19 protein-coding genes and 1 tRNA gene are annotated in these 20,829 nt (G+C 48.8%); 1 reads left to right on the forward strand and 19 read right to left on the reverse strand.

The genetic code is table 11. From position 1 onward, the window contains the following. Positions 1-415: 415 nt before the first annotated feature. The 6 genes from BZJ19_RS00005 to BZJ19_RS00030 all read right to left on the reverse strand — a co-directional run bounded on the left by BZJ19_RS00005 (position 416) and on the right by BZJ19_RS00030 (position 9,060). Positions 416-1,765 (reverse strand): MBL fold metallo-hydrolase RNA specificity domain-containing protein, encoded by a 1,350-nt coding sequence (locus BZJ19_RS00005; protein WP_077674171.1) that lies wholly within the window; start codon positions 1,763-1,765, stop codon positions 416-418. Between the two features lie 33 nt (positions 1,766-1,798). Beyond that, positions 1,799-2,731, reverse strand: coding sequence for an alpha/beta hydrolase (locus BZJ19_RS00010; RefSeq protein WP_077674172.1), 933 nt, complete (start codon positions 2,729-2,731; stop codon positions 1,799-1,801). A 249-nt stretch (positions 2,732-2,980) separates the two neighbouring features. After that, complete coding sequence (locus tag BZJ19_RS00015; RefSeq protein ID WP_077674173.1) at positions 2,981-4,147, reverse strand: nucleotide sugar dehydrogenase; 1,167 nt, start codon at positions 4,145-4,147, stop codon at positions 2,981-2,983. A 125-nt stretch (positions 4,148-4,272) separates the two neighbouring features. Next, positions 4,273-5,034, reverse strand: coding sequence for a Wzz/FepE/Etk N-terminal domain-containing protein (locus BZJ19_RS00020; protein WP_131826374.1), 762 nt, complete (start codon positions 5,032-5,034; stop codon positions 4,273-4,275). 208 nt (positions 5,035-5,242) lie between these two features. Beyond that, the gene (locus BZJ19_RS00025) at positions 5,243-8,809 is read right to left on the reverse strand and encodes an AAA domain-containing protein (protein ID WP_077674175.1); all 3,567 of its coding nucleotides are present in this window, start codon (positions 8,807-8,809) and stop codon (positions 5,243-5,245) included. Positions 8,810-8,972: 163 nt separating this feature from the next. Continuing rightward, positions 8,973-9,060, reverse strand: a tRNA-Ser gene (locus tag BZJ19_RS00030). Positions 9,061-9,317: 257 nt separating this feature from the next. Here BZJ19_RS00030 and BZJ19_RS00035 point away from each other — a divergent pair. Beyond that, on the forward strand, positions 9,318-9,890 hold the full coding sequence (locus BZJ19_RS00035) for a UPF0149 family protein (RefSeq protein WP_077674176.1): 573 nt from the start codon (positions 9,318-9,320) through the stop codon (positions 9,888-9,890). Between the two features lie 100 nt (positions 9,891-9,990). On the opposite strand, the gene BZJ19_RS00040 is transcribed toward BZJ19_RS00035, so the two are convergent. The 13 genes from BZJ19_RS00040 to cydA form a co-directional block, all read right to left on the reverse strand. After that, positions 9,991-10,578 carry a YrbL family protein gene (locus BZJ19_RS00040; RefSeq protein ID WP_077674177.1) on the reverse strand — a complete coding sequence of 196 codons (588 nt, stop codon included), beginning with the start codon at positions 10,576-10,578 and terminating at the stop codon, positions 9,991-9,993. 296 nt (positions 10,579-10,874) lie between these two features. Further along, entirely contained in the window at positions 10,875-11,918 is a 1,044-nt protein-coding gene (nadA, locus tag BZJ19_RS00045) for a quinolinate synthase NadA (RefSeq protein WP_077674178.1), read from the reverse strand. 138 nt (positions 11,919-12,056) lie between these two features. Then, the gene (gene ybgF / locus BZJ19_RS00050; protein ID WP_077674341.1) at positions 12,057-12,785 is read right to left on the reverse strand and encodes a tol-pal system protein YbgF; all 729 of its coding nucleotides are present in this window, start codon (positions 12,783-12,785) and stop codon (positions 12,057-12,059) included. Positions 12,786-12,819: 34 nt separating this feature from the next. Then, positions 12,820-13,338: a peptidoglycan-associated lipoprotein Pal gene (pal, locus tag BZJ19_RS00055; RefSeq protein ID WP_077455413.1), complete on the reverse strand. Its 519-nt coding sequence runs from the start codon at positions 13,336-13,338 to the stop codon at positions 12,820-12,822. Between the two features lie 50 nt (positions 13,339-13,388). After that, positions 13,389-14,735, reverse strand: coding sequence for a Tol-Pal system beta propeller repeat protein TolB (tolB, locus tag BZJ19_RS00060; RefSeq protein ID WP_077674342.1), 1,347 nt, complete (start codon positions 14,733-14,735; stop codon positions 13,389-13,391). A gap of 103 nt (positions 14,736-14,838) precedes the next feature. Continuing rightward, entirely contained in the window at positions 14,839-15,882 is a 1,044-nt protein-coding gene (gene tolA / locus BZJ19_RS00065; RefSeq protein ID WP_077674179.1) for a cell envelope integrity protein TolA, read from the reverse strand. A 9-nt stretch (positions 15,883-15,891) separates the two neighbouring features. Beyond that, positions 15,892-16,338 carry a protein TolR gene (gene tolR, locus BZJ19_RS00070; RefSeq protein WP_069591075.1) on the reverse strand — a complete coding sequence of 149 codons (447 nt, stop codon included), beginning with the start codon at positions 16,336-16,338 and terminating at the stop codon, positions 15,892-15,894. A gap of 3 nt (positions 16,339-16,341) precedes the next feature. Further along, positions 16,342-17,028, reverse strand: a complete 687-nt coding sequence (tolQ, locus tag BZJ19_RS00075) for a protein TolQ (protein ID WP_069591074.1) — start codon at positions 17,026-17,028, stop codon at positions 16,342-16,344. Next, complete coding sequence (gene ybgC / locus BZJ19_RS00080; RefSeq protein WP_077674343.1) at positions 17,018-17,431, reverse strand: tol-pal system-associated acyl-CoA thioesterase; 414 nt, start codon at positions 17,429-17,431, stop codon at positions 17,018-17,020. Before ybgC ends, tolQ begins: the two co-directional genes overlap by 11 nt. A gap of 252 nt (positions 17,432-17,683) precedes the next feature. Further along, positions 17,684-17,980, reverse strand: a complete 297-nt coding sequence (locus BZJ19_RS00085) for a cyd operon YbgE family protein (protein ID WP_157891141.1) — start codon at positions 17,978-17,980, stop codon at positions 17,684-17,686. Beyond that, complete coding sequence (gene cydX / locus BZJ19_RS00090; RefSeq protein WP_069591070.1) at positions 17,973-18,080, reverse strand: cytochrome bd-I oxidase subunit CydX; 108 nt, start codon at positions 18,078-18,080, stop codon at positions 17,973-17,975. Before cydX ends, BZJ19_RS00085 begins: the two co-directional genes overlap by 8 nt. Before the next feature lie 15 nt (positions 18,081-18,095). After that, complete coding sequence (gene cydB, locus BZJ19_RS00095; protein WP_077674181.1) at positions 18,096-19,232, reverse strand: cytochrome d ubiquinol oxidase subunit II; 1,137 nt, start codon at positions 19,230-19,232, stop codon at positions 18,096-18,098. Between the two features lie 11 nt (positions 19,233-19,243). Further along, positions 19,244-20,827, reverse strand: a complete 1,584-nt coding sequence (cydA, locus tag BZJ19_RS00100; protein WP_198532181.1) for a cytochrome ubiquinol oxidase subunit I — start codon at positions 20,825-20,827, stop codon at positions 19,244-19,246. Positions 20,828-20,829 lie beyond the last annotated feature (2 nt).

The following is a 20,829-nucleotide window of genomic DNA, read 5'->3' on the forward strand; positions in this document are numbered from 1 at the left end:
GGATATAGTATCAACTACAAAGTAAACCATTATAACTACTTAGATTATATTCTTAATGATAAAAGTATAGTCAGTCGCTTATAACTTCTATTAGAGGAGGAGGGATGCTTAAAGGTTTTTTCTAACTACTAACATTATTTAACTGAAACTATCAGTAATGAATTCTATATTTTACGAGAAAGAATATTGTAATAGCTACGCTACCGCCATGAGGTTTCGCTCCCCCTATGCGTGTACATACTGTCTTAAAATGGATGTAGTGACGAGTTCTAAACCTATGGTTATGAGTTTACTTAGTTCGAAGGGCTGTAAAAGAGTGAGGCAACTAAAACAAGACGGCGCTCAAAATACACGCAAAAAATGGAAAAAAAGCGACCATGCTGTTTGATGTTTGATCATAAGTGTACTAACCCACTCACTTCGTAACATTTTGAAAGCACTCTAGCAGCACGCGCTGACTATCTGGCTCACCATGGATCAGGCGAATTTGTTCAGGGGGAGGCTGAATGCCGTGCACAAAGTTGACTAAGTCGGTTTGGTCAGCATGGGCTGAGTAGCCCGATAGGGTATGGATTTGGGCTTGCACGCTTATGGCCGCGTTATCTATCCAAACTTGCTTTTTTCCTTGTTGAAGCTCACGCCCTAGGGTGTGTTGGGCTTGGTAGCCGGCCAGGATAACGTCCGTGCGTGGGTCAGGGAGTAACGCCTTCAAATAGTTCATGATCCGCCCGCCTTGGCACATGCCGGAAGCAGCCACCACAATGGCGGGTTCTCCGGTCTGTTTTAGGCGATTCACAAGCGCTTGGTGTTGGCTATGCGCATCAATGGTAATGCATTGGTCAAACGCTAACGGATGGCGGTGTTGATTCAGTTTAGCGTTGGCTTCTTTGCTCCATAGCTTTTTGAAGTGGCGGTATTGGCGCGTCACTTGTTGGGCCATGGGTGAGTCGAGAATGATAGGAAGCGCATTATCTAGCTGCTTTTGATAAATCAGCTGTTCAATATCAAAAAGCAGCTCTTGGGTACGGCCGACACTGAACGCAGGAATCAGTATCGCGCCTCCATCTTGCAATGAATGCTGAATAATCGCTTCGAGCCGCTGGGCACGAGTCGCGACGGATTGATGTGTTTTATCTCCATAAGTGGATTCGAGATAGAGAATGTCTGCGCGCGCAGGCGGTTTAGGATCGGGTAATAGCGGCGTATTGCTTGGGCCTAAATCTCCTGAGAACACCACGCGCCGCTCATCAGGCAGTTTTAACTCCACATACGCCGAGCCCAAAATGTGCCCGGCGGGTTGAAGGCGCAAATACGTCGCTGACTGCCCTTTTTGCTTTGGTTTTAGCCGGTGCCAAGTATTGTAAGAAAGGTGCACCATCAACTGGTTAATGTGTTCTAGTATCCGCTGACGATCGCCAAAGCGTATGTTTAATTGCAGTTTTAATGTATCATCAATCAACAGTGGCACCAGTGCCGCCGTCGCTTCTGTGCAGTAAATAGACCCAGAAAAACCCGCAGCCAGTAACCAAGGCAGCAAGCCGCAGTGGTCAATATGCGCATGGGTAAGAATAAGCGCATCGATGCCCTTGCCGTTGAGGTTCACCCTCGCCTCTCGCGCTTCGTCACCTTGGTATTGGCCGCAATCAATCAACAAACGCAAACCACTCAGTTTAATATCTAGCTGATGGCATGAGCCCGTCACCGTGTGATAGCCACCATGGTGGGTGACGGTGAGGATGTCGTTATCGATAGAAGTATTAGGCATAGGCTGTCCTTTTTAGAGCGTTTCTTTCAGTATTCAATCACCTATCATCTTGCTCGCCATTTTTTCTATCAATGGACTCGGTTGGCCATGGTTATCGGTTAAAAAGTAGGTATGGCCCCAGTCTGGATCAAATTGGCTATTAAAGGTATCGCAATCAAGCAGCGTCACTTTGTGAGTAGGCAACACATCAAGGTTTTCTGGCCCTGTCATCCCTAGGCGCCTAGTGAGCGTGCGATGACGCATATTGACGACTTTGGAGGCCGCCATGGCCAAATCGTCTGCAGCATAGTAAATGTGGACTTGTTTAGCCGCATCCAGCACCGCTCTGCCCGGCTGGTGAGGCTCTAGGGCTTGATTATCAACATCCGCCGCCACCATAAAAATATGTCGGAACCATTGCGGCATGGTATCCAGCCCCGCGTGTTGATGCCAATGATGGAACGTACTGATTAAGGTTCGGTTTCCCATAGAATGCGCCAGTATATTCATACGTCGCTTGCAGGGGCTCGCTTGTTGTTCTGGGGCGCGACGCCATGCATCAAACATCGCCAGTAAGCGACTAAAAGCCAGACCAGATGCCGTGGCCGCCAGTTGATCATCCCAGTAATCATCAATCATGCCGAGCCGACCATCGTCATCACAGGGCCAAATGATCGGTACGACCATAATGGCGTTGGGCGCAATTCTGTCAAACTGAACCTGAAGCGTGTGGGCCATCGGAAAAACATGGCGCTCCATGTGATTGTTATAGCCATGAAGTAAAAAGAGGATCTGGGTTTGGGTGGGTAAGGCTTTTAATCTCGCCATAAACGGCGTCGCTGTCAGCTCTTGATATTCACCCTGTCCCGCGCGCTGGCAAAAATACACCCATTTCGATATATCGGTGTTTTGATCATCAAAACTCAACCAACGGCCGGCCTCTCTTCTCGGTCCCTGTTCTGGAATACGGCTGGTGATAAATAACATAGCATCATCCACGGATTATGAATCTATGGTGAGGATACGTAAGGTCGATGGTTGAGTTGTATGGTGTTAAGAGGATTTTGCGAGGGAGGGGGCGAAAAGCGTCAGCCCAGCCAATGTCACCACCGAAATATAAACCAGGCGTAGGAAGTGCAGCTTGATGACTTTGGAACGATTTCAGTCCATGGTTCAAATTCCGTATGCATTCCCACGCAGAAGCGTGGGAACGAGTAACTGCTTTGCGTTTTTCCCTCAATCCGCGCCAAACAAATCACGAGTGTAGACTTTGCTTTCTACGTCTCGAATTTCATCGACCATCCGGTTGGCAACAATCACATCCGCGCGCTGTTTAAAGCTGTCCAGATCGGTGATCACTTCGGAGTTAAAGAAGCTTTGTTCTTCAAGTACGGGTTCATAAACGATAACTTCAATCCCTTTCGCTTTAATGCGCTTCATGATCCCTTGGATCGCCGAGGCGCGGAAGTTATCTGACCCTGTTTTCATCACTAAACGGTATACACCGACTACCGCCGGGTTTTTGGCAATAATCGCATTGGCAATAAAGTCTTTGCGAGTAGTGTTCGCATCGACAATGGCTTGAATAATGTTGTTAGGCACATCTTGGTAGTTAGCCAGCAATTGTCGGGTGTCTTTCGGCAGGCAGTAACCGCCGTAGCCAAACGAGGGGTTGTTGTAGTGATCGCCAATCCGTGGATCCAGCCCAACACCTTCAATGATTTGCTTTGCATCTAAACCATGAGACTCAGCATAACTATCTAACTCGTTAAAGTACGCAACGCGCATCGCTAGGTAGGTATTTGAAAAGAGCTTGACCGCTTCCGCCTCGGTGGAGTGCGTGAATAGTACCGGGATATCTGTTTTGATTGCCCCTTTCTGTAGCAGGCTGGCAAAGGTGCGCGCTCGATCTGAGTCTTCACCGACAATGATGCGTGAAGGATAAAGATTGTCGTAGAGCGCTTTGCCTTCACGTAAGAATTCCGGAGAGAAGAGGATATTATCGCAACCAAATTTTACTTTAACACTTGCTGTGTAGCCGACCGGAACAGTCGATTTGATCACCATCACCGCGTTCGGATTATTCGCCATCACATCTTGAATAACCGCCTCAACTGAGCTGGTGTTAAAGTAGTTGGTGTCGGGATCGTAATCAGTAGGGGTTGCGATCACAACAAAGTCAGCGTCTTGATAAGCCTGCTTTTTATCTAGCGTCGCGACAAAATCGAGCGGTTTTTCTTTCAGAAAACGCTCGATCTCCGCGTCTACAATCGGCGACTGCTTGTTATTCAACAGGTTGACCTTCTCTTCTACGATATCAAGGGCAACCACTTGGTTGTGTTGCGCCAGTAGCATAGCATTCGACAACCCGACGTAACCTGTTCCTGTAACGGCAATTTTCATTAGATTTCCTTAGATAGCATCCGGATAAACAAGAGCACACGATCACAATAGGCTTCTCGCTAGTAACTTGCTCTGATACAAAGTCGTCACTCTATAGCGTTGTATGAACGGTACTCATGGTAACACTACTCTATGTTTTTTCGCTTAAACGCAAAACGCACTAATATAGTAGCTATACTAAGCATGAAGCCGATAAAAAAGCCCATTGAGGCTATTAATTTCCGGTTAGGTTTTATGGGTGAAATAGGCTCTGATACTGGCTTCACCACTTGAATCAACTTTGTTGAGGGGTGGTTAAGCATTGCCAATTTATAGGTTTGTTTTGCAACATAGTCGCCTAAGGATGCCCTCACAACCTCTGAATCCAGTCTATTCAGCTCATTGTTAAGAATATTGAGTGATTGTTCCGTTCGCTGTCGTATAAGAGACTTATATGATGAGTCAATAGTTTCGGTGACAGCCTTTATTCGACTAAGTAACTCGGATGGCTCTTTCCCTTCAGCGCTAATTTGAATCGTACCTTGTTTACGTTGAATTTTTGTAATCACATTAATTGGCCGCTTAGCTAACTCAGCCATATTGTCCGCCATTGTTTGGGAAAATAGCTCTGTTTCAAGTTCATCGATCGATAGCGAAGATTGCTGGTCTATTGGCAACTGGAAAGGGTTATTGACTGGCGCAATAACTGCTTGAGCACGATACACGTTGGATTGAGACAAGGTATAAGCTATGGCTACTAGTAGAAATAAAAGACTTGAACAAATAATCAACCACTTACCTTGCCACAATACGGTAAAAAGCTCCCTTAAATCAACTTCATCATAGCGCGGCTGAAGGTAAGCGGGTGTCATATGCTGATGCTGTACTCGTTGCTGTTTATCGCTCACTATATTACCCCTATAGTCTTTCTCTCGACTGTTAGTAWTTGCTAGCTATCGGCTTAAACTATTCTCAACTCAAGCATGGTTCTCTAAGCACTATACACGCATACTCAATGACGTTTGCCTTCTCGAGCACACGGATTACACAAAATTAGATCACTTTGTTCTATTTTCCTAATGCTAGCTGTTTGATTATTAAAAAATGTTCAATATTTCAACATTCAGGCATGGGATTATCTGCCGCTTCAGGTATCAGCATGTTTAGGTTGTATTGACACTCTGTTTGCAACTGTCCCGAGTAATACAGTGATGTCTCTTGGTTGCAATACCGCCCTTGCCTCGCAGCACTGAGCCAGTTGTAGGAGCCAACAGCCATGTGGCTGTCGTCCGCCATCACCATTTTGCTGTGCACCCCATCGACAATATAAACCTCAATATTGAGAGCCTGTAGCCGTTCTATACACTGGTCGAGTTGTTGCCTCTTTTGTGGGTCATGCCGGTTGTTATGTGTGGTGTTGAAGTGCCTGTCCGTGTAAATCGTCACTTTCACGCCACGTTCAACTGCCTGCTGCATCGCGTTATCTAACCCCGTTTCTTGTAGTGTTCTTGCTTGCAGCCAAGGCGATATAATATCAACCCGCGATTCGGCATGCGCGAGTAACGTCGTAAGGAAGTGATCATGTTCTTGCGCATTCCATAAGGTTTTGGGTTTATCGCTGAAGCGCAATAAATCAGGCCTTTCTACTGGTGCAACGGTCAGCGCATTGTTATCACGCCATAGCAACATCTCGCCCAACACATGGCGTGGTGAGCCCATGCGTGCATGAGTGAGCATTTGCATATCAGCAAAGATAATAAAGCTGTCTTTCGCACGGGAGACCGCCACATTGAGCATAGTAGCATCTGTATCGATAAACTGACCGTCCAAGTGACGGCTGTATACATGAGAAAAGATCACGAGTTTTCTCTCCGCACCTTGCAATGAATGCACGGTGCCCACTGTCATTTTCTCGTCCCCCTCACAGAGAATGCCATTGTCATTACAGGCTTCTTTAATGGCGTCTACTTGCGCTCTAAAGGGAGTTACCACGCCAACTGCTTGTTCTAGTGGTGCCCCAAATTGGCTTTCTATTTGCTCACGGTTGTCTCGCAGCCAATGAGCAATGGCTATCGCCTCGACACGGTTCGACGTGCTCCCTGCCTCTCGGACGGCGGCACCGTCAACGTGGGCATAACCCAATGCCGGAAACCGTTCACTATTCGTTTCTTCTGAATGTTCAGCCGGGCCGCGCTTGGGTAAGAGTAAGCCGTTGTAACAAAGCCGATTACAGTATTCGATAATATCGTCATAACAGCGCCGATGCTCCCTAAGTAACATCCCTGGCTCTGCGTCTGAGTGATAATGGATATGACTGGCCTGTTGCGCCACGTGCATCACACTGCCTTGCGTAACCAAGCGTGCTATTTCTTCGGTTTCTTCGTATTCATCCGCCAGCGCGTGTAAACCAGCACTGAACAGGTTCCCCTGATCAACCACGGAAGAGAGTGAGCGTACTGGTTGAATTTGTTGAGTATCCCCAATCACTAACGCTCTTTTGGCAAAAGCCATACTGGCCCCTGCTACTTCTGGGGAAACTTGCCCGGCCTCATCAACAATCAACCAGTCAATACTGTTGAATAGATAATCAGTAATAAACTCTCCCGCACTATGGCGTTTTATTGTCATGTGAGAGGGTAGTGCATGAAAGGTTGAGACAATACAGGGCGTCAGCATCATGCGTCGACGCCAACGCGCCAAGCTGGCTTTTTCGCCACTTTTTTTCGCCTGGCTATCAAGATTTTTTCCTAAGGCATAGCAGGCTAACAACCATCTCACCTCCCAATAGTGGACGGTGACTCGAAAAACAAAAAAACGGACATGGGTATCTAACCACTTGTCCATGATATCAATATCGACAATTTGATCTTTGCCACTCGGCGGCGGAGCACTGTATGTGTCAAACAACGTATTACAGATACCCATCCACTTTTGCTGGTACGTCAGGTACTGCTGCTGACAGTCATACAACGCATCAAGCTGTTGCTTTTTCGCTTCTCGCTGTTTTTCTTGCTTTGCAAATGCCTGATTGAGAGCGGCTTCAAATCGATCGATACCATACTCTCGGTACAGCGCCTGCGCGGTATCACAAAGCTGGGTATCAACAAAGTGCGCATAGCTAGCATGGCGCTTTCTTTTTACGGAGGGTAAAAACGCGAGCGTAGATTCGATTAGTGACTCTTGTGATAAGAAAAAACGCCACTGATTCAGGCTTCCCTTTAGGGTTTGGCTAGCCGCTTGAAGCTTTGCTAACTCAGTTTCATGTGCAGCTATCACTGCGGCTGGATCACTACCTAATTGCTGATGATACATCTGCCGCTGCTTGTCGTAGTCGAGCCAACCTTGTTGTACGTTTTGTAGTTGGTTCATCGCGGTTTGCAGCTTGCCATGCAATTGCTGTTTTATCTCTTTTAGCGCTTCTTTTGGTTCATCACTCAAGGCAAGACTCGGAAAAGCCTGACGTGCTCTATCAATCAAATAATGTGTGGCGCTATACAGGGTATCTTTGTTTTCTAGGCCATTATAAAAGGCATCCGTTTGATAGAACTGATCCGCTTCTTGTTGTTTTGACTTTGCTGGCAGATAACCACCGTAGCTTACGATACCCGGCAGCCACCGCCCCGCCATCGGACCATCACCTTCACCGAAGTCTTTACCAAACGCTTCAATAATATTGGTGACCGCTTGGTTATTGGTCGATGCGGCAACAATAATAGGCGGCTCACCGTCTTCTAACGCTGCTTTAGCCCACAAGGATGCCACTGTCGAGAGCACAAACGTGGTTTTGCCTGTTCCTGGAGGACCATTGATGGCTAGCATATAGGCTGGTTCAATACCTAGCGTGCTGGTCAGGGCATCGCGTTGGGCATCGGCAAGAGGAAATGCATCACCGGAATGCGCAATTCTCGTACTTATCGACGTGGCATAATCTTTACATGGCCGTCTGTTATTGCATGTGTAGGTGGCGTAGGTATTGAGTAGCGGCAATGTCGGCTTGTTTTCACGAATCAAGTCATACGCATTGATGATATGAAATGCGCTACCTGATGTTTCGATTTTTTCTAGATAAGCACCGTCAGGTGACACTTCATACAAGTCTCTAAAGCCCCTTTCATCTAAGTAGGCTTTGCAGACGGAGGCGTAAAGATCCCGCGCCGTGTTATACGCCTGATCCCATACTATCGCGTGCTGTTCTGGGTTATCACGCTCCAGCTCCTCAACATCAGACTCTGTTAAGCACTGTATCGACGCGTTAGATAAAAAGTGATCGACCTGTTCAACAGTTGACACGGTTATCACATCTTGATGCTGAGGCGCAAGGGTGTCACGGGAGACGAAAGGCGCAGACGCGGGATAGAGTCGGCCTGATCGCGTTATCCACACGGGGCAAATAATCGGCGCGATATAATGCGGTAAGGCGCTGCTTTTCTGTTTCCCGTGCTCGATGATATTCCTTTTAACAAACGCAAACGTCCATATATGCGCTTTAACCGCAGTGGTATCCACCGGTTCATTGCTGAATAATTCGGCGTCATTTTCTTCTGAGCTCAGGCAGCCYTCTACTAATGAGTAGGAAGAGATATTACGTTTTTGTGCTAACTCCTTGCGGTTAAAAAAACCCTTGGTACTGTCAGCATCCGCTAAACAGTTACGCCAATACGCGGCCCACTTCATCCATTCCATGCTTTATTGCTTATATCTCAAATTTAACTGCGACTAGGTTAGCGTTTTTAGATAAGGGATAAAAGCAACTTGGACAATTGCTGTGAGGGTGAAAATGGTTTGAGATCATCGTTCGGTGAGCGATAGATAGCAAAAAACCGCCACAAGGGCGGTTTTTTTAATATGGCGGTGAGAGAGGGATTCGAACCCTCGATACGTTGCCGTATACACGCTTTCCAGGCGTGCTCCTTCAGCCACTCGGACACCTCACCATATTGTTTTAGCGCTAAGAAGCTAAAGTCATCTGCGCTAACGGGGGTGTACTATAGTGAGTTGCCGCCTTGGGGTCAACCGGTTAAGCATCTTTATCGGTGCGAATGACTGCTTTATCACCACATCCACTTTAATTCTCTCAATCGCTGGAGAATTTGGAATCGAAAGACATAGGAATCCATGATGTAACAACGCAAGCGAGAACGAAAACTGTTAAACTCCGACCATCAACGATAACAGCTGGCTGAGACTTGTAATGACTTTATCTGAATTTCTTGCCCAACATGCCGATAGCGACAAGCTATTGAATGAGATGCAAACCCGTGGCGTTGTTACCGCCATGGCTGCCGCCCCCCATGTGATTAGCCCCAGTGAGTGGCTGCCTGTGCTTTGGGGCGGTGAAGAACAAGCACCATTTGAAAATCACGAGCAATTTGAAGACTACGCGAATCTGATTGTCGATATTTGGAATGAACAGCGCCAACAACTGTTAGACAAACAATGGTACTGGCCAGAAGGTTGTGCTCTTGATGATGCAGAGATCGTCAACCAAGCAACACGTGATTTTGCCGAAGGCTTGCTCCAAGGCTGGAGTTTAACGCGGGATGATTGGGAAACCTTGATGCCGGAAAATACCGAAAGCAATGCCCTTCTCGGTGGAGTCGTGCTGTCAATCAGCTTGCTCTATGATCCAGAAACGGCGCTGTCCACCATGGAAGCACAAGGCGCAGAAGAGTTAGCACAGTTTGAAGAAATATATAATGCGATGCCAATCATGTTATGTGGCCTTACGCACCACGGCGCAACGTTAGCAGAAGCGCAAGAATAACTAGACGGAGGTGTCATTGACGACAATGACACCAACTTCGGCATAATCGGGTGTAAGGCTTATGCGCCGATGATTCTATTGGCGACGATGACAAAAGCCCTCACGCGATTTCGGTATCACCACATTCCACATTTTCTACTGGCTCACCGTTGAGTAGTTTTTCAAGCTTTCTTTTCGCGGGCTTTAGCGACTTTTGCGTTCGCCAACGACTGATTAGTGGTACCTTTTGATATAGCCAAGCGCGTTTTTCTCTAGGAGGAACAGTGCCGTCAATGATAAAAAAGTGATTCGACTGGACAATGACATTATTAAGATTTGTATCAATAAAGCAGATATTCGTCTCCTTCAGATACTGCTGTAGCTCATTAAAGATCTGTGACGCCTTTTCTCGAGATAGCTTGCCCTTCTCAAGCAAGCTTAAAAAGGTTTCATGTTCGCTATTGCCAACAAAATCAAAGACTAATCCTGCCCCTAAGTCTGTGTCGATAAATCCATAACATTGCGGTAAATGGCTGGTGTCTACATGCTTCTTGACTAGATACTGATAATAGTCCCACTCCCTCGCATTCACACCACTCGGCTGGTTGGCTTTCATGATTTTAATGCACTTTGTTGAGTCGTTGGGATGCCGGTAGCAGTCTCGGGTCTGTCCGCTGCCAATAGGCTTATGGTTCTGTAAATAGATCATTGTATCTGGCCAGTTTATTATTCTTTTCGTACAAAAAAGCAAACATAAAGATTATCGATCTGTCATCAGACAGTCAAATATATGTCAAATTATTTCCGGCCATTTATCACAGCAAGGGATGAACGTTCACCAGGGGTTGTTAGGGCGTGGGAAGCGCCCGCAGACTTATGTCGGTGGGCGCCTATCACGATCACTGCCAAATTTAGCTTTCATGTCGGAGGCGCCGTGCAACGGGCGCGCGGCACACATCGGGATAACGATTGATATCGCACCGGCGCTTGTCCGACCTACGGTGGTTACCTCTTCATTTCCGCGGCAAAGTTAAGCATCCGATTAAGAGGGATCAACGCCTTGTCACGTAATGCTGCATCCACATGAATTTCATGCTGTTTGCCACCGTTTTCTAGCGCGTTTTCTATCGCTTTCAAACCATTCATAGCCATCCAAGGGCAATGGGCACAGCTTCGACAGGTCGCGCCCGCGCCGGCTGTGGGTGCTTCAACGAGCTCTTTTTCCGGCACCATTTGCTGCATTTTATAGAAAATGCCTTTGTCGGTGGCCACAATCAGCTTTTTATTCGGCAAGGTTTGCGCCGCTTTAATCAGCTGACTGGTCGAGCCCACCGCATCGGCCATTTTCACCACGCTCGCCGGTGATTCCGGGTGAACCAAAATCGCCGCGTCTGGATAAAGATGCTTCATTTTCTCAAGCGCTTGGGCCGAGAATTCATCGTGCACCACACATTCACCCTGCCATAGCAGCATGTCAGCACCGGTTTCTTTTTCAATATAAGCACCGAGATGGCGATCGGGGCCCCAGATGATCGGCTTGTCTTGACTGTCTAGGTGCTCGACAATTTCTAACGCAATACTCGAGGTCACTACCCAATCGGCACGCGCCTTTACAGCGGCAGACGTGTTGGCATAAACGACGACAGTATGATCAGGGTGCGCATCACAAAACGCGGTAAACTCATCCGCCGGACAACCCAAGTCCAGTGAGCACTCCGCGTCAAGTGTGGGCATTAATACCGTTTTTTCGGGAGTCAGAATTTTGGCTGTTTCGCCCATAAAGCGAACGCCAGCCACAATTAGGGTTTTGGCTGGATGTTGATTACCAAAACGGGCCATTTCTAATGAGTCCGCCACGCATCCGCCTGTTTCTTCGGCGAGCGCTTGGATCTCTGGGTCCGTGTAATAGTGAGCGACCAGCACAGCATCTTTTTCTTTTAGCAGTTGTTTAATGCGTGCAACATGTTGTTTTTTCTCAGCGTCACTCAATGCCACAGGTTTCGGCGGAAAGGGATAAACCCTTTGCGACGTTTCAATCACTTGGCTCATGGGATTACTCATGCTTACTTCCAGTCCGGGTAGTATAACGTGAGTGATTCGGGATTGGCAGTCGTGTGATACGACAACGCCACGCTCTACGTAGAGGGTATGGGGAATAAAAAGCCCCAACGTGTGTCGGGGCCTAGGCTACATCGCATTTTTCGCTTGTTTAGCGCTGGTAGAATCCGGATAAGTATCAATGACTTGTTGGAAATACTGGTTGGCTTGCGCTGTGTTGCCCTTCTTCTGAGCAATTAAACCCAGTTTGAGTAAGGCATCGGCGCGTTTATTGGAATCTTTAAACTGGCTTACGGCAGTAAATTCCTTGCTCGCCTGCTCAAAGTCACTCTTGGAGAAGAAAAGTTGGCCCAGCCAGTAATGGGCATTGGCGGTGTAGACAGACTCTGGGTATTTTTGCAAAAACGCATTAAACGCTTTGGTCGCCCCTTRGTAGTCTTTCTCTTTTAAGATCAGATTCACGGCTGCTTCATACGCCGCGTTTTCAGTTTGATCGCTGGTGTAGTTCACTGACGGGTTTTCATCAGTGGATTTTGTTTCTTTAGGCGCTGAGGATTCCGCCGTGCGCAGATCATCGATTTCTCGATAGAGGTCCCGTTGACGCTYAACCACTTGTTGAATGTCGTAGCTATTTCGTTCAACGTTACCGCGTAAATTGCTTAATTCTTGCGCCATTTGATCAAGTTGACGCTGCATATCGAGCTGCATTTGATTACGCGCTTGCAGCATGCGCTCTAGGCGCTCAATGGCGGTGCCACCTGACCCTACTTCTGTCACCGGAGCAGGTGCGGCAGCCACTGGGGCTGCCACACTCACCAGTAACGCCAGCGCGAGAGTTCGCACAGAGTTACTGTTCATTGTCATACCTTTTATCCATCACCCAAAGGGAGGATTAGTAAACCAATACTGCGCGACGGTTTTTCGCGTACGCGTCTTCGCTTTGGCCAAGAACTAATGGCTTCTCTTCACCGTAGCTTACGATTGAGATCTGGCTTGCAGGAACGCCCAGTGCTTGCAGGTACTTAGATACCGCTTCTGCACGGCGCTCGCCCAGCGCGATGTTGTACTCAGGGGTACCACGCTCATCTGCGTGACCTTCAACCACAACTTCCATTGCTGGGTTGTTACGCAGGTAAGTCGCGTGCGCATCCAGCATGTCTTCGTATTGTGGCAGAACTGACGAATCGTCAAAGTTGAAGTAAACGGTTTGCGACTGACGTAGCTCTTGGTTGCGGATTTCTTGCTCTGTCATTGAGCCTTGACCGTCAACCGGAGAGACGACGGTGGTGCCGTTTTGATTGGTTGATTGGCCCGCACCGCTGCCCGTTGCGCTGTCGCTTGAGCTACAAGCGGCCAAGGTAAACATCGGCAGTGCCACCGCCAGACCTTTTAGTACTTTATTGATTTGCATTCTATTTTCCTTTTCTAGAAAGTTAGCGCACGTTGTTTAAAATTAAAAACTTATAAGTAAGGTGACCAGGCTGGTGCACGCACGCGCCCGTTGGTTGCCGGAAGCCGCGCTTTAAAGCGACCGTCTACAGAGACAAGCGACAACACGTTTTTACGTCCATATACCGAGCTGTAAATCACCATGCTGCCATTTGGCGCAATACTTGGCGACTCATCCAACAAGGTTTTGGTCAGAATTTGCACCGCCCCGCTGTTTAAGTCTTGCTTGGCAATGTTATATCCCGACGCTGACTGGTTCACCATAATCAAGAAGCGACCGTCTGGCGTGAGTTGCCCACCCATATTTTGGTTGCCCTGCCAAGTGATACGTCTGCTGGTCCCGTCGGCTAAATTTACGCGATAAATCTGAGGTTTGCCACCCCGGTCAGAGGTGTAGATGAGCGAGTTACCATCTGGATCCCAAAATGGCTCAGTGCTATTCGCGCGACCATGCGTAATTTGAGTGAGCTTCTTGGTTTTAAGATCGAAGGTATACACCTGCAGGCTACCAGTTTTCGAGAGCACCAGTGCCAATTGGCTGCCATCTGGAGAAAAACGCGGTGACCCATTGTGGCGCGGATACGAAGAAATCTTTTCACGCTCACCGGTGTAGATATCCATGATAAAGATTTCCGCTTGGCCGTTTTCAAAGCTCACGTAGGCTAATTGGCGACCATCCGGAGACCATGCTGGTGACATCAGAGGCTGCTTTGAACGCAACACCAAGCGCTCGTTAAATCCATCGTAATCCGATAAACGCAGCTGATACGGATAATCAGCATCCTCGTCAATCACGACATACGCGATACGCGTGAGGAAAGCGCCTTTTTCGCCGGTCAGCTTTTCATAGACAATATTTGAAATGCGATGCGCGTAACGGCGTAAATCGCTGGCTTTCACGGTTGCGCGGTTATTTACCAATAAATGATCGTCGGTTTTGACCAGCTGGCCGTCCGCGCCCAATCCTTTACTTTCTCCACCAGTGAGCTGACCACGGACGATATCAATCAACTGATAATCAATTTGATAGCGGCCGTCAGCGGTTGGCGTGATGGTGCCAGTTAGTATTGAATCCACACCCAACGCAGTCCAAGCGTTATAGTCGACATCACTGTCGCGATAAGGGGTTTGCGGCATTTCGCTAACCGATAACGGGTTGAACTTACCACTACGGCGTAAATCCGACCCGACTACGCCCGACACGTCTTCCGGTAATTCACCTTGCCCTTTCCACTGAAAGGGGATCACCCCAATGGGACGGGCTGAGTTTACCCCTTCAGTAATCACTAACTTGAGTGCTGCGTGTGCAGGTTGCGTGGCTAAAAGCAGGCAGGCAAATAGCATGACCATCAACGCCATACCGCGCGTTCGGGCGCGCTGCCATATGGCTTGACTAGATCTATTTGTCATCGTGTTTGTGCCACCAGCTAGGCTCACTTCCATCATGTCTTTTTCCTGTCAATTAGTTGGGTCTAACCGTTAACTCAATCTCACGCAGTTTGGCAATAATGTCGCCATCATCTGGCATGGGAAACTGAGATACAGATACCACCGCGGTTTTAGTTGCGCGACATAAGCGTGTATTGCCCGCTTTTTCTTTCACGTCCAAAAGCAGACCGGTTGGCGAAAGGCGCATATTTACCACACACTCTTGTCCCGTAAATCCGTCGTCAACAAGCAGGCGTTGCTGGATCATTTGGGTAAAAATGGCGCCATAACGCGCCACTTCATCTTGGATAAATTGTCCGCGTGCGCTTTGCCGCTGACTGGCCTCAGATTCAAGGCCAGAGAACAAATCGTTCAAGGCCGCCTCTTGCTCTTGCTGTCGGCGTTTTGCCTCTTCGGCTTTTCGCTCTGCTTCTTGGCGCGCTTGCTCCGCTTTGCGGGCTTCCTCTTCCGCTTTTTTACGCTCTGCTAGCTTGCGTTGGCGCTCTGCTTCTGCTTTTTTCGCTGCCTCTTCCGCCTTGCGTTGTTCCGCCAGTTTTTGCTGACGTGCTTTTTCTGCCTGCTTCGCGGCTAATTCAGCCTGACGTTTTTCTTCCAGCTTACGTTGACGTTCACGCTCTGCTTGTTGGGCTTTTTCACGCGCGATGCGCGCTTGCTCTTCTGCTTGGGCTTTTTGCTCGGCAAGACGTTTTTTGTCTTCACGTGCTTGGCGCTCAGCCTCAAGCTTTTGCCGTTTCACCTCGCGTAAGCGCTGCTCTTCTTGTTCACGCTGTTGTTCAAGACGCTGCGCTTGCTGCTCTAGTCGCTTAAGTCGTTCCGCTTCTTCTTGTTTGGCTTGGGCTCGCTGTTGGCGGATCTTCTGTGCTTGAGCATTCACCACCGCGGGGTCAATCACAGTCGCATCAATCGTACTCCCCGCTTTCGGGGTTGGCGTAGCTGTTTTTCCAAAGTCCGCGCCAACGAGAAGAACAATCACGAGCACAAGGTGGAGCGCGGCAGATATCGCCAGCGCAGGCGCTAACGAGTCTTTTTTAGGGGTGGCTTTCTTTGTTTCGCTCATTGCTTTTCCCTATGACTCATAAGGTTCAGTCATCAGACCTACCGATGACACACCGGCCTGATTGAGCGCATCGAGCGTTAAGATAATTTCCGAGTAAGGCACGCGGCCATCACCTCCCACTAAGACCGGAGAATTAGGATTAAGCTGCAGCTCGGCTTTTACGCGTACCAAGGTGTCTTGCAAACTTAAGCCACGAACCATGTCGCCATTATTCACACTCAAGCCTAGTTGGCCGTCCTTATCCACTTCAACAATGATAAACGCACCGCTGTCTTCTTCTTTGGCTAGCTCTGCGGCGGTTTTCGCTTCCGCCGTTTTGGGCAGCTCAACATCCACCCCTTGCGTTACAAAGGGGGCCGTCACCATGAAGATAATCAACAGCACCAGCATCACATCAATGTATGGCACCACATTGATTTCTGCTGTCATTTTRCGTCGTTTCGGTTGGTACGCCATGGATTACTCCTGGGTTGCCGCAAACGCTTGACGGTGCAAGATGCTTGAAAACTCTTCCATAAAGTTCATGTAATTGTGTTCAAGCTTGGAGACTTTCGCAGTCAGTCGGTTATAGGCCATCACCGCAGGGATCGCGGCAAACAGACCCATGGCGGTTGCTACCAAGGCTTCGGCAATACCTGGGGCAACCATCGCAAGTGTGGCTTGTTTAACCGCGCCCAAGGCAATAAATGCGTGCATGATGCCCCACACAGTCCCGAACAGGCCGATGTAAGGGCTGATCGAGCCCACGGTCGCAAGGAAAGGCAGGTGCGTTTCGAGCTCTTCGACTTCTTTAGAAAGCGAGACGCGCATGGCACGCGCAGTGCCTTCCATGACTGCCTCCGGCACTTTGCCATTGCTGCGGTGCAAACGGGCAAATTCTTTAAAGCCTGAATAAAAGATTTTCTCACTCCCCGTCAGGGCGTCTTTTCGTGCTTGCACTTCTTGGAAAAGCTGAGAAAGGTCAATTCCCGACCAAAATCGGTCTTCAAAGCGTTCTGCTTTACCAAAAGCCTGCTGCATGACTTTAGAGCGTTTGATAATCATCGCCCACGACACCACTGACATACCCAGCAATATCAACATCACTCCCTTAACAAGCAGGCTTGCTTGCAAAAACAGGTCGAGAATGGAAAGTTCAGCGGTCACGTAATATCTCCGATTTTATCTGTGTTGGAATCGATTTGGGTTTCATCACTGTTGGGTCGACACAGGCTATCTTAACCGTCGCCGCACACAATGTTTGTTGCTCAGAATTCACCAAAGTTTGACAAAACGTCAAGGTCGCTCGCCCGATGCATGACACTGTGGTGACAACCTCGAGGGCATCGTCTAATCGTGCCCCACGTTGAAAGTCGATATCCATATGGCGAACAACAAAAGCGATATTGTCGTCAAAGAGTGTGTGTTGATTGACACCCACTTCGCGCAGCAGTTCAGTGCGCGCGCGCTCAAAATACTTGAGGTAGTTGGCGTGGTAAACGACCCCACCCGCGTCGGTGTCTTCGTAATAAATGCGAATCGGCCAGCGAAACGGCACAGATCCCGTCATTTCTTTACCCATTGTCGCTTAGAGATAGGCAAATACTATACCTAAGTTGTTTACGCATAGAAATGCTCGCACGATACGAGTCTCGGATTCTGAACAATTCTTACCAAGAGAAGTGATATGCCCCAAAGTTTCGCGCTTTTTCGGCGCTTAAATGCAGAAAAAAGCACCACTTGGGTGCTTTTGTCATTTGGATGTCACTTTACGCACCTTGACGCCGATGCCACGTTTGCTTAAGCGTATGTAGAATGCTATTTAACGCATCAGCCATACCCAAAGCAGCATTACGCTCACCAGCCACCCCAAAGGCGGCCACGTTAGCCATTGGCTCCAGCGCCCTTGGGCACTAAATCCCACCGCATGGATCACGCCAATGCAGGTTGCATACAGCAGCCCCAATCCGATGAGCACATTAAAGCCCCCCATCTGCGTGGCAAGCGCTTGAGGGTGCCACATCACTTGACCGCCCCAGAACAAGGCTGAGGCAAGTGACAGCAGGCGCCAAGGGCCGGGGAAATCCCGCCCCTTCGGTGCGTGAGTGTGATCACTCATTGTCTTTATCCATCGCCTCGGTATGTTCAAGCCACAGGGCATTGATAATACCGAACGCGCAAGCCAGCAGGACGCCGAGAATCCAAGTGAAATACCACATATGCAGGCTCCTTAATCAGTACAGTGAGTGTTTGTTGTCTTCGATAAACTTGGTATCTAAGCGACCAAACATTTTGATGTAACACCACAGGGTGTAACACAAAATCAAGGGAACAAAGATACACGCCACCACCGTCATAATAGACAGGGTCAGTTCGCTTGAGGTGGCATCCCACAAGGTCAAGCTATGGCCTGGGAAGGTGCTTGATGGCATCACGAAGGGGAACATTGCAATGCCTGCCGTCAGGATCACACCGGCAATGGTCAGGCTTGAAAACAGGAACGCCCAACCACCGCGCTCAACGCGCGATGCGATCAGTGCCAACAGCGGCATCAGCGCACCGGCTAACGGCGCAAGCCACAAGATTGGCATAGCTTGWTAGTTTTGCATCCACGCACCACTTTGTACCGCAACCTCTTTAACCAATGGGTTAGATTGGGCTTGTTTGGCAATCTCGCCCACAATCACGTAGCCATCGATGTGTTGGATCCAAAAACCGGCGAGTACAAACAAAACCGTGGTTGCCAATGCACTGATTTGCGCGACAACACGTGCGCGTTCATGCAGTGCTTCTGTGGTTTTCATTTGCAGCCATGTCGCACCTTGCAACACAATCATGCCTAAGCTCACTAGGCCACACACCAAGGCAAACGGGTTAAGCAGCGCAAAGAAGCTGCCCGTGTACGTTGGGATCAACAGATCGCTGAGCTGGAAAGGCACGCCTTGCAGCAAGTTACCAAATGCCACCCCGAAGATAATCGGTGGCACGAATCCGCCCGCAAAGAGGCCCCAATCCCACAGCGTTCGCCAGCGGGTATCTTCAATCTTAGAACGATAGTCAAACCCAACTGGACGGAAGAACAATGCCGCCAAGGTGATGATCATCGCGACATAAAAGCCCGAAAACGAAGTTGCATAGACTAAAGGCCAAGCAGCAAACAGCGCGCCCCCTGCGGTAATCAACCACACTTGGTTTCCGTCCCAGTGCGGCGCCACTGAGTTAATCATCACACGACGTTCACTGTCGGTTTTACCGATCACCGTAAGCAGCGCGCCGACGCCCATATCAAAGCCGTCTGTTACGGCGAAACCAATCAGTAGCACCCCGATGAGGACCCACCAGATCAGCCGTAAAATTTCATAATCAAACATGCTGTCTCTCCTTATGCTTCAATCTGACGGCTAAAGTCCGCTTCTCGGTTGCCTTGCTGCTCAAAGTGATAGCGTCCTGTTTTTAGGCTACTTGGCCCTAGACGCGCAAATTTGAACATCAGATAAAGCTCTGCCACCAAGAACAAGCTGTATAAGGTACAGATAGCGATCATCGAGAAAATGATATCGCCTGCAGCCAGGTTTGAAGCTGCCATGTGCACAGGTAAGATCTCACCCACCGCCCAAGGCTGACGGCCGTATTCGGCAACAAACCAACCAGCTTCGCAAGCAATCCAAGGAAGCGGGATACCGATCATCGCCAGTTTTAGCAGCCATGGCTTCTCACCAATACGCTGACGGGTGGTTTGCCAGAAGCTCATGCCGAAGATAAACAACATCGCAAACCCACAGGCCACCATGATGCGGAAGCTCCAGAACAAAGGCGCAACGTGTGGAATTGAGTCTTGCGCGGCTTGCTGGATCTGGGTTTCTGTCGCATCTACAACTTTATCGGTATAGGGTTTTAGCAGTAGCCCATAGCCAAGATCGCCTTTCACTTCATTGAAGGCTGCGATGTTCTCTGGTGTTTTCTCACCGCCACGTAATTTTTCAAGTAATGCATAAGCTTCCATACCATTACGAATACGCAGCTCGTGTTCAGTCACCAAATCGCGCAGACCTGTCACTTCTTTATCCAGCGAACGGGTGGCGATAATGCCCATCACATAAGGAATTTTAATCGCATAGTCGGTATGCATGGTTTCTTGATTCGGCAGGCCGAGTACTGTGAACGCCGCCGGCGCTTCTTCGGTATGCCACTCCGCTTCAATCGCGGCCAACTTCACTTTTTGTACATCGCCAAGCTCATAGCCAGATTCATCACCCAGCACAATCACTGACAAGATAGCCGCCATACCGAACGAAGCGGCAATCGCAAACGAGCGGCGAGCAAACGCCAAGTCACGCCCTTTTAGCAGATAGTAAGCACTGATGCCCAATACGAACATCGCCCCGGTGGTGTAGCCAGCCGCGACTGTGTGAACAAACTTCACTTGGGCGACGGGGTTAAAGACCACCTCGGCAAAGCTAACCATTTCCATACGCATGGTTTCAAAATTGAACTCAGCGCCGACTGGGTTTTGCATCCAACCGTTAGCCACCAAGATCCAAAGCGCAGAAAAGTTTGAGCCTAAGGCCACCAGCCAAGTCACCATCAGGTGCTGACGCTTACTGAGTCGGTCCCAACCAAAGAAAAATAGACCCACAAAAGTGGATTCAAGGAAGAAGGCCATCAGTCCTTCAATGGCAAGTGGGGCCCCAAAAATATCTCCTACATAGTGGGAGTAGTACGCCCAGTTAGTACCAAATTGAAACTCCATGGTGAGGCCTGTTGCCACACCGAGCGCAAAGTTAATACCAAACAATTTGCCCCAAAACTTGGTCATGTCTTTATAGATTTGCTTGTCGGTCATCACGTACAGGGATTCCATGATGGCCAGCAAAAATGCCATGCCGAGTGTTAAGGGAACAAACAGGAAGTGATACATCGCGGTCAGCGCAAACTGCAGCCGCGATAAATCGACGATATCGGTAATCA

It is taken from the genome of Salinivibrio proteolyticus (assembly GCF_001996165.1).
Lineage (GTDB): Bacteria > Pseudomonadota > Gammaproteobacteria > Enterobacterales > Vibrionaceae > Salinivibrio > Salinivibrio proteolyticus.

Bases quoted from the DNA above. Each gene is read 5' to 3' on its own strand.
- BZJ19_RS00005 (WP_077674171.1), bottom strand. From the start codon at position 1,765: ATGCCTAATACTTCTATCGATAACGACATCCTCACCGTCACCCACCAT.
- BZJ19_RS00010 (WP_077674172.1), bottom strand. From the start codon at position 2,731: ATGTTATTTATCACCAGCCGTATTCCAGAACAGGGACCGAGAAGAGAG.
- BZJ19_RS00015 (WP_077674173.1), bottom strand. From the start codon at position 4,147: ATGAAAATTGCCGTTACAGGAACAGGTTACGTCGGGTTGTCGAATGCT.
- BZJ19_RS00035 (WP_077674176.1), top strand. From the start codon at position 9,318: ATGACTTTATCTGAATTTCTTGCCCAACATGCCGATAGCGACAAGCTA.
- BZJ19_RS00040 (WP_077674177.1), bottom strand. From the start codon at position 10,578: ATGATCTATTTACAGAACCATAAGCCTATTGGCAGCGGACAGACCCGA.
- nadA (WP_077674178.1), bottom strand. From the start codon at position 11,918: ATGAGCCAAGTGATTGAAACGTCGCAAAGGGTTTATCCCTTTCCGCCG.
- pal (WP_077455413.1), bottom strand. From the start codon at position 13,338: ATGCAAATCAATAAAGTACTAAAAGGTCTGGCGGTGGCACTGCCGATG.
- tolB (WP_077674342.1), bottom strand. From the start codon at position 14,735: ATGGCGTTGATGGTCATGCTATTTGCCTGCCTGCTTTTAGCCACGCAA.
- tolA (WP_077674179.1), bottom strand. From the start codon at position 15,882: ATGAGCGAAACAAAGAAAGCCACCCCTAAAAAAGACTCGTTAGCGCCT.
- ybgC (WP_077674343.1), bottom strand. From the start codon at position 17,431: ATGACGGGATCTGTGCCGTTTCGCTGGCCGATTCGCATTTATTACGAA.
- BZJ19_RS00085 (WP_157891141.1), bottom strand. From the start codon at position 17,980: ATGAGTGATCACACTCACGCACCGAAGGGGCGGGATTTCCCCGGCCCT.
- cydX (WP_069591070.1), bottom strand. From the start codon at position 18,080: ATGTGGTATTTCACTTGGATTCTCGGCGTCCTGCTGGCTTGCGCGTTC.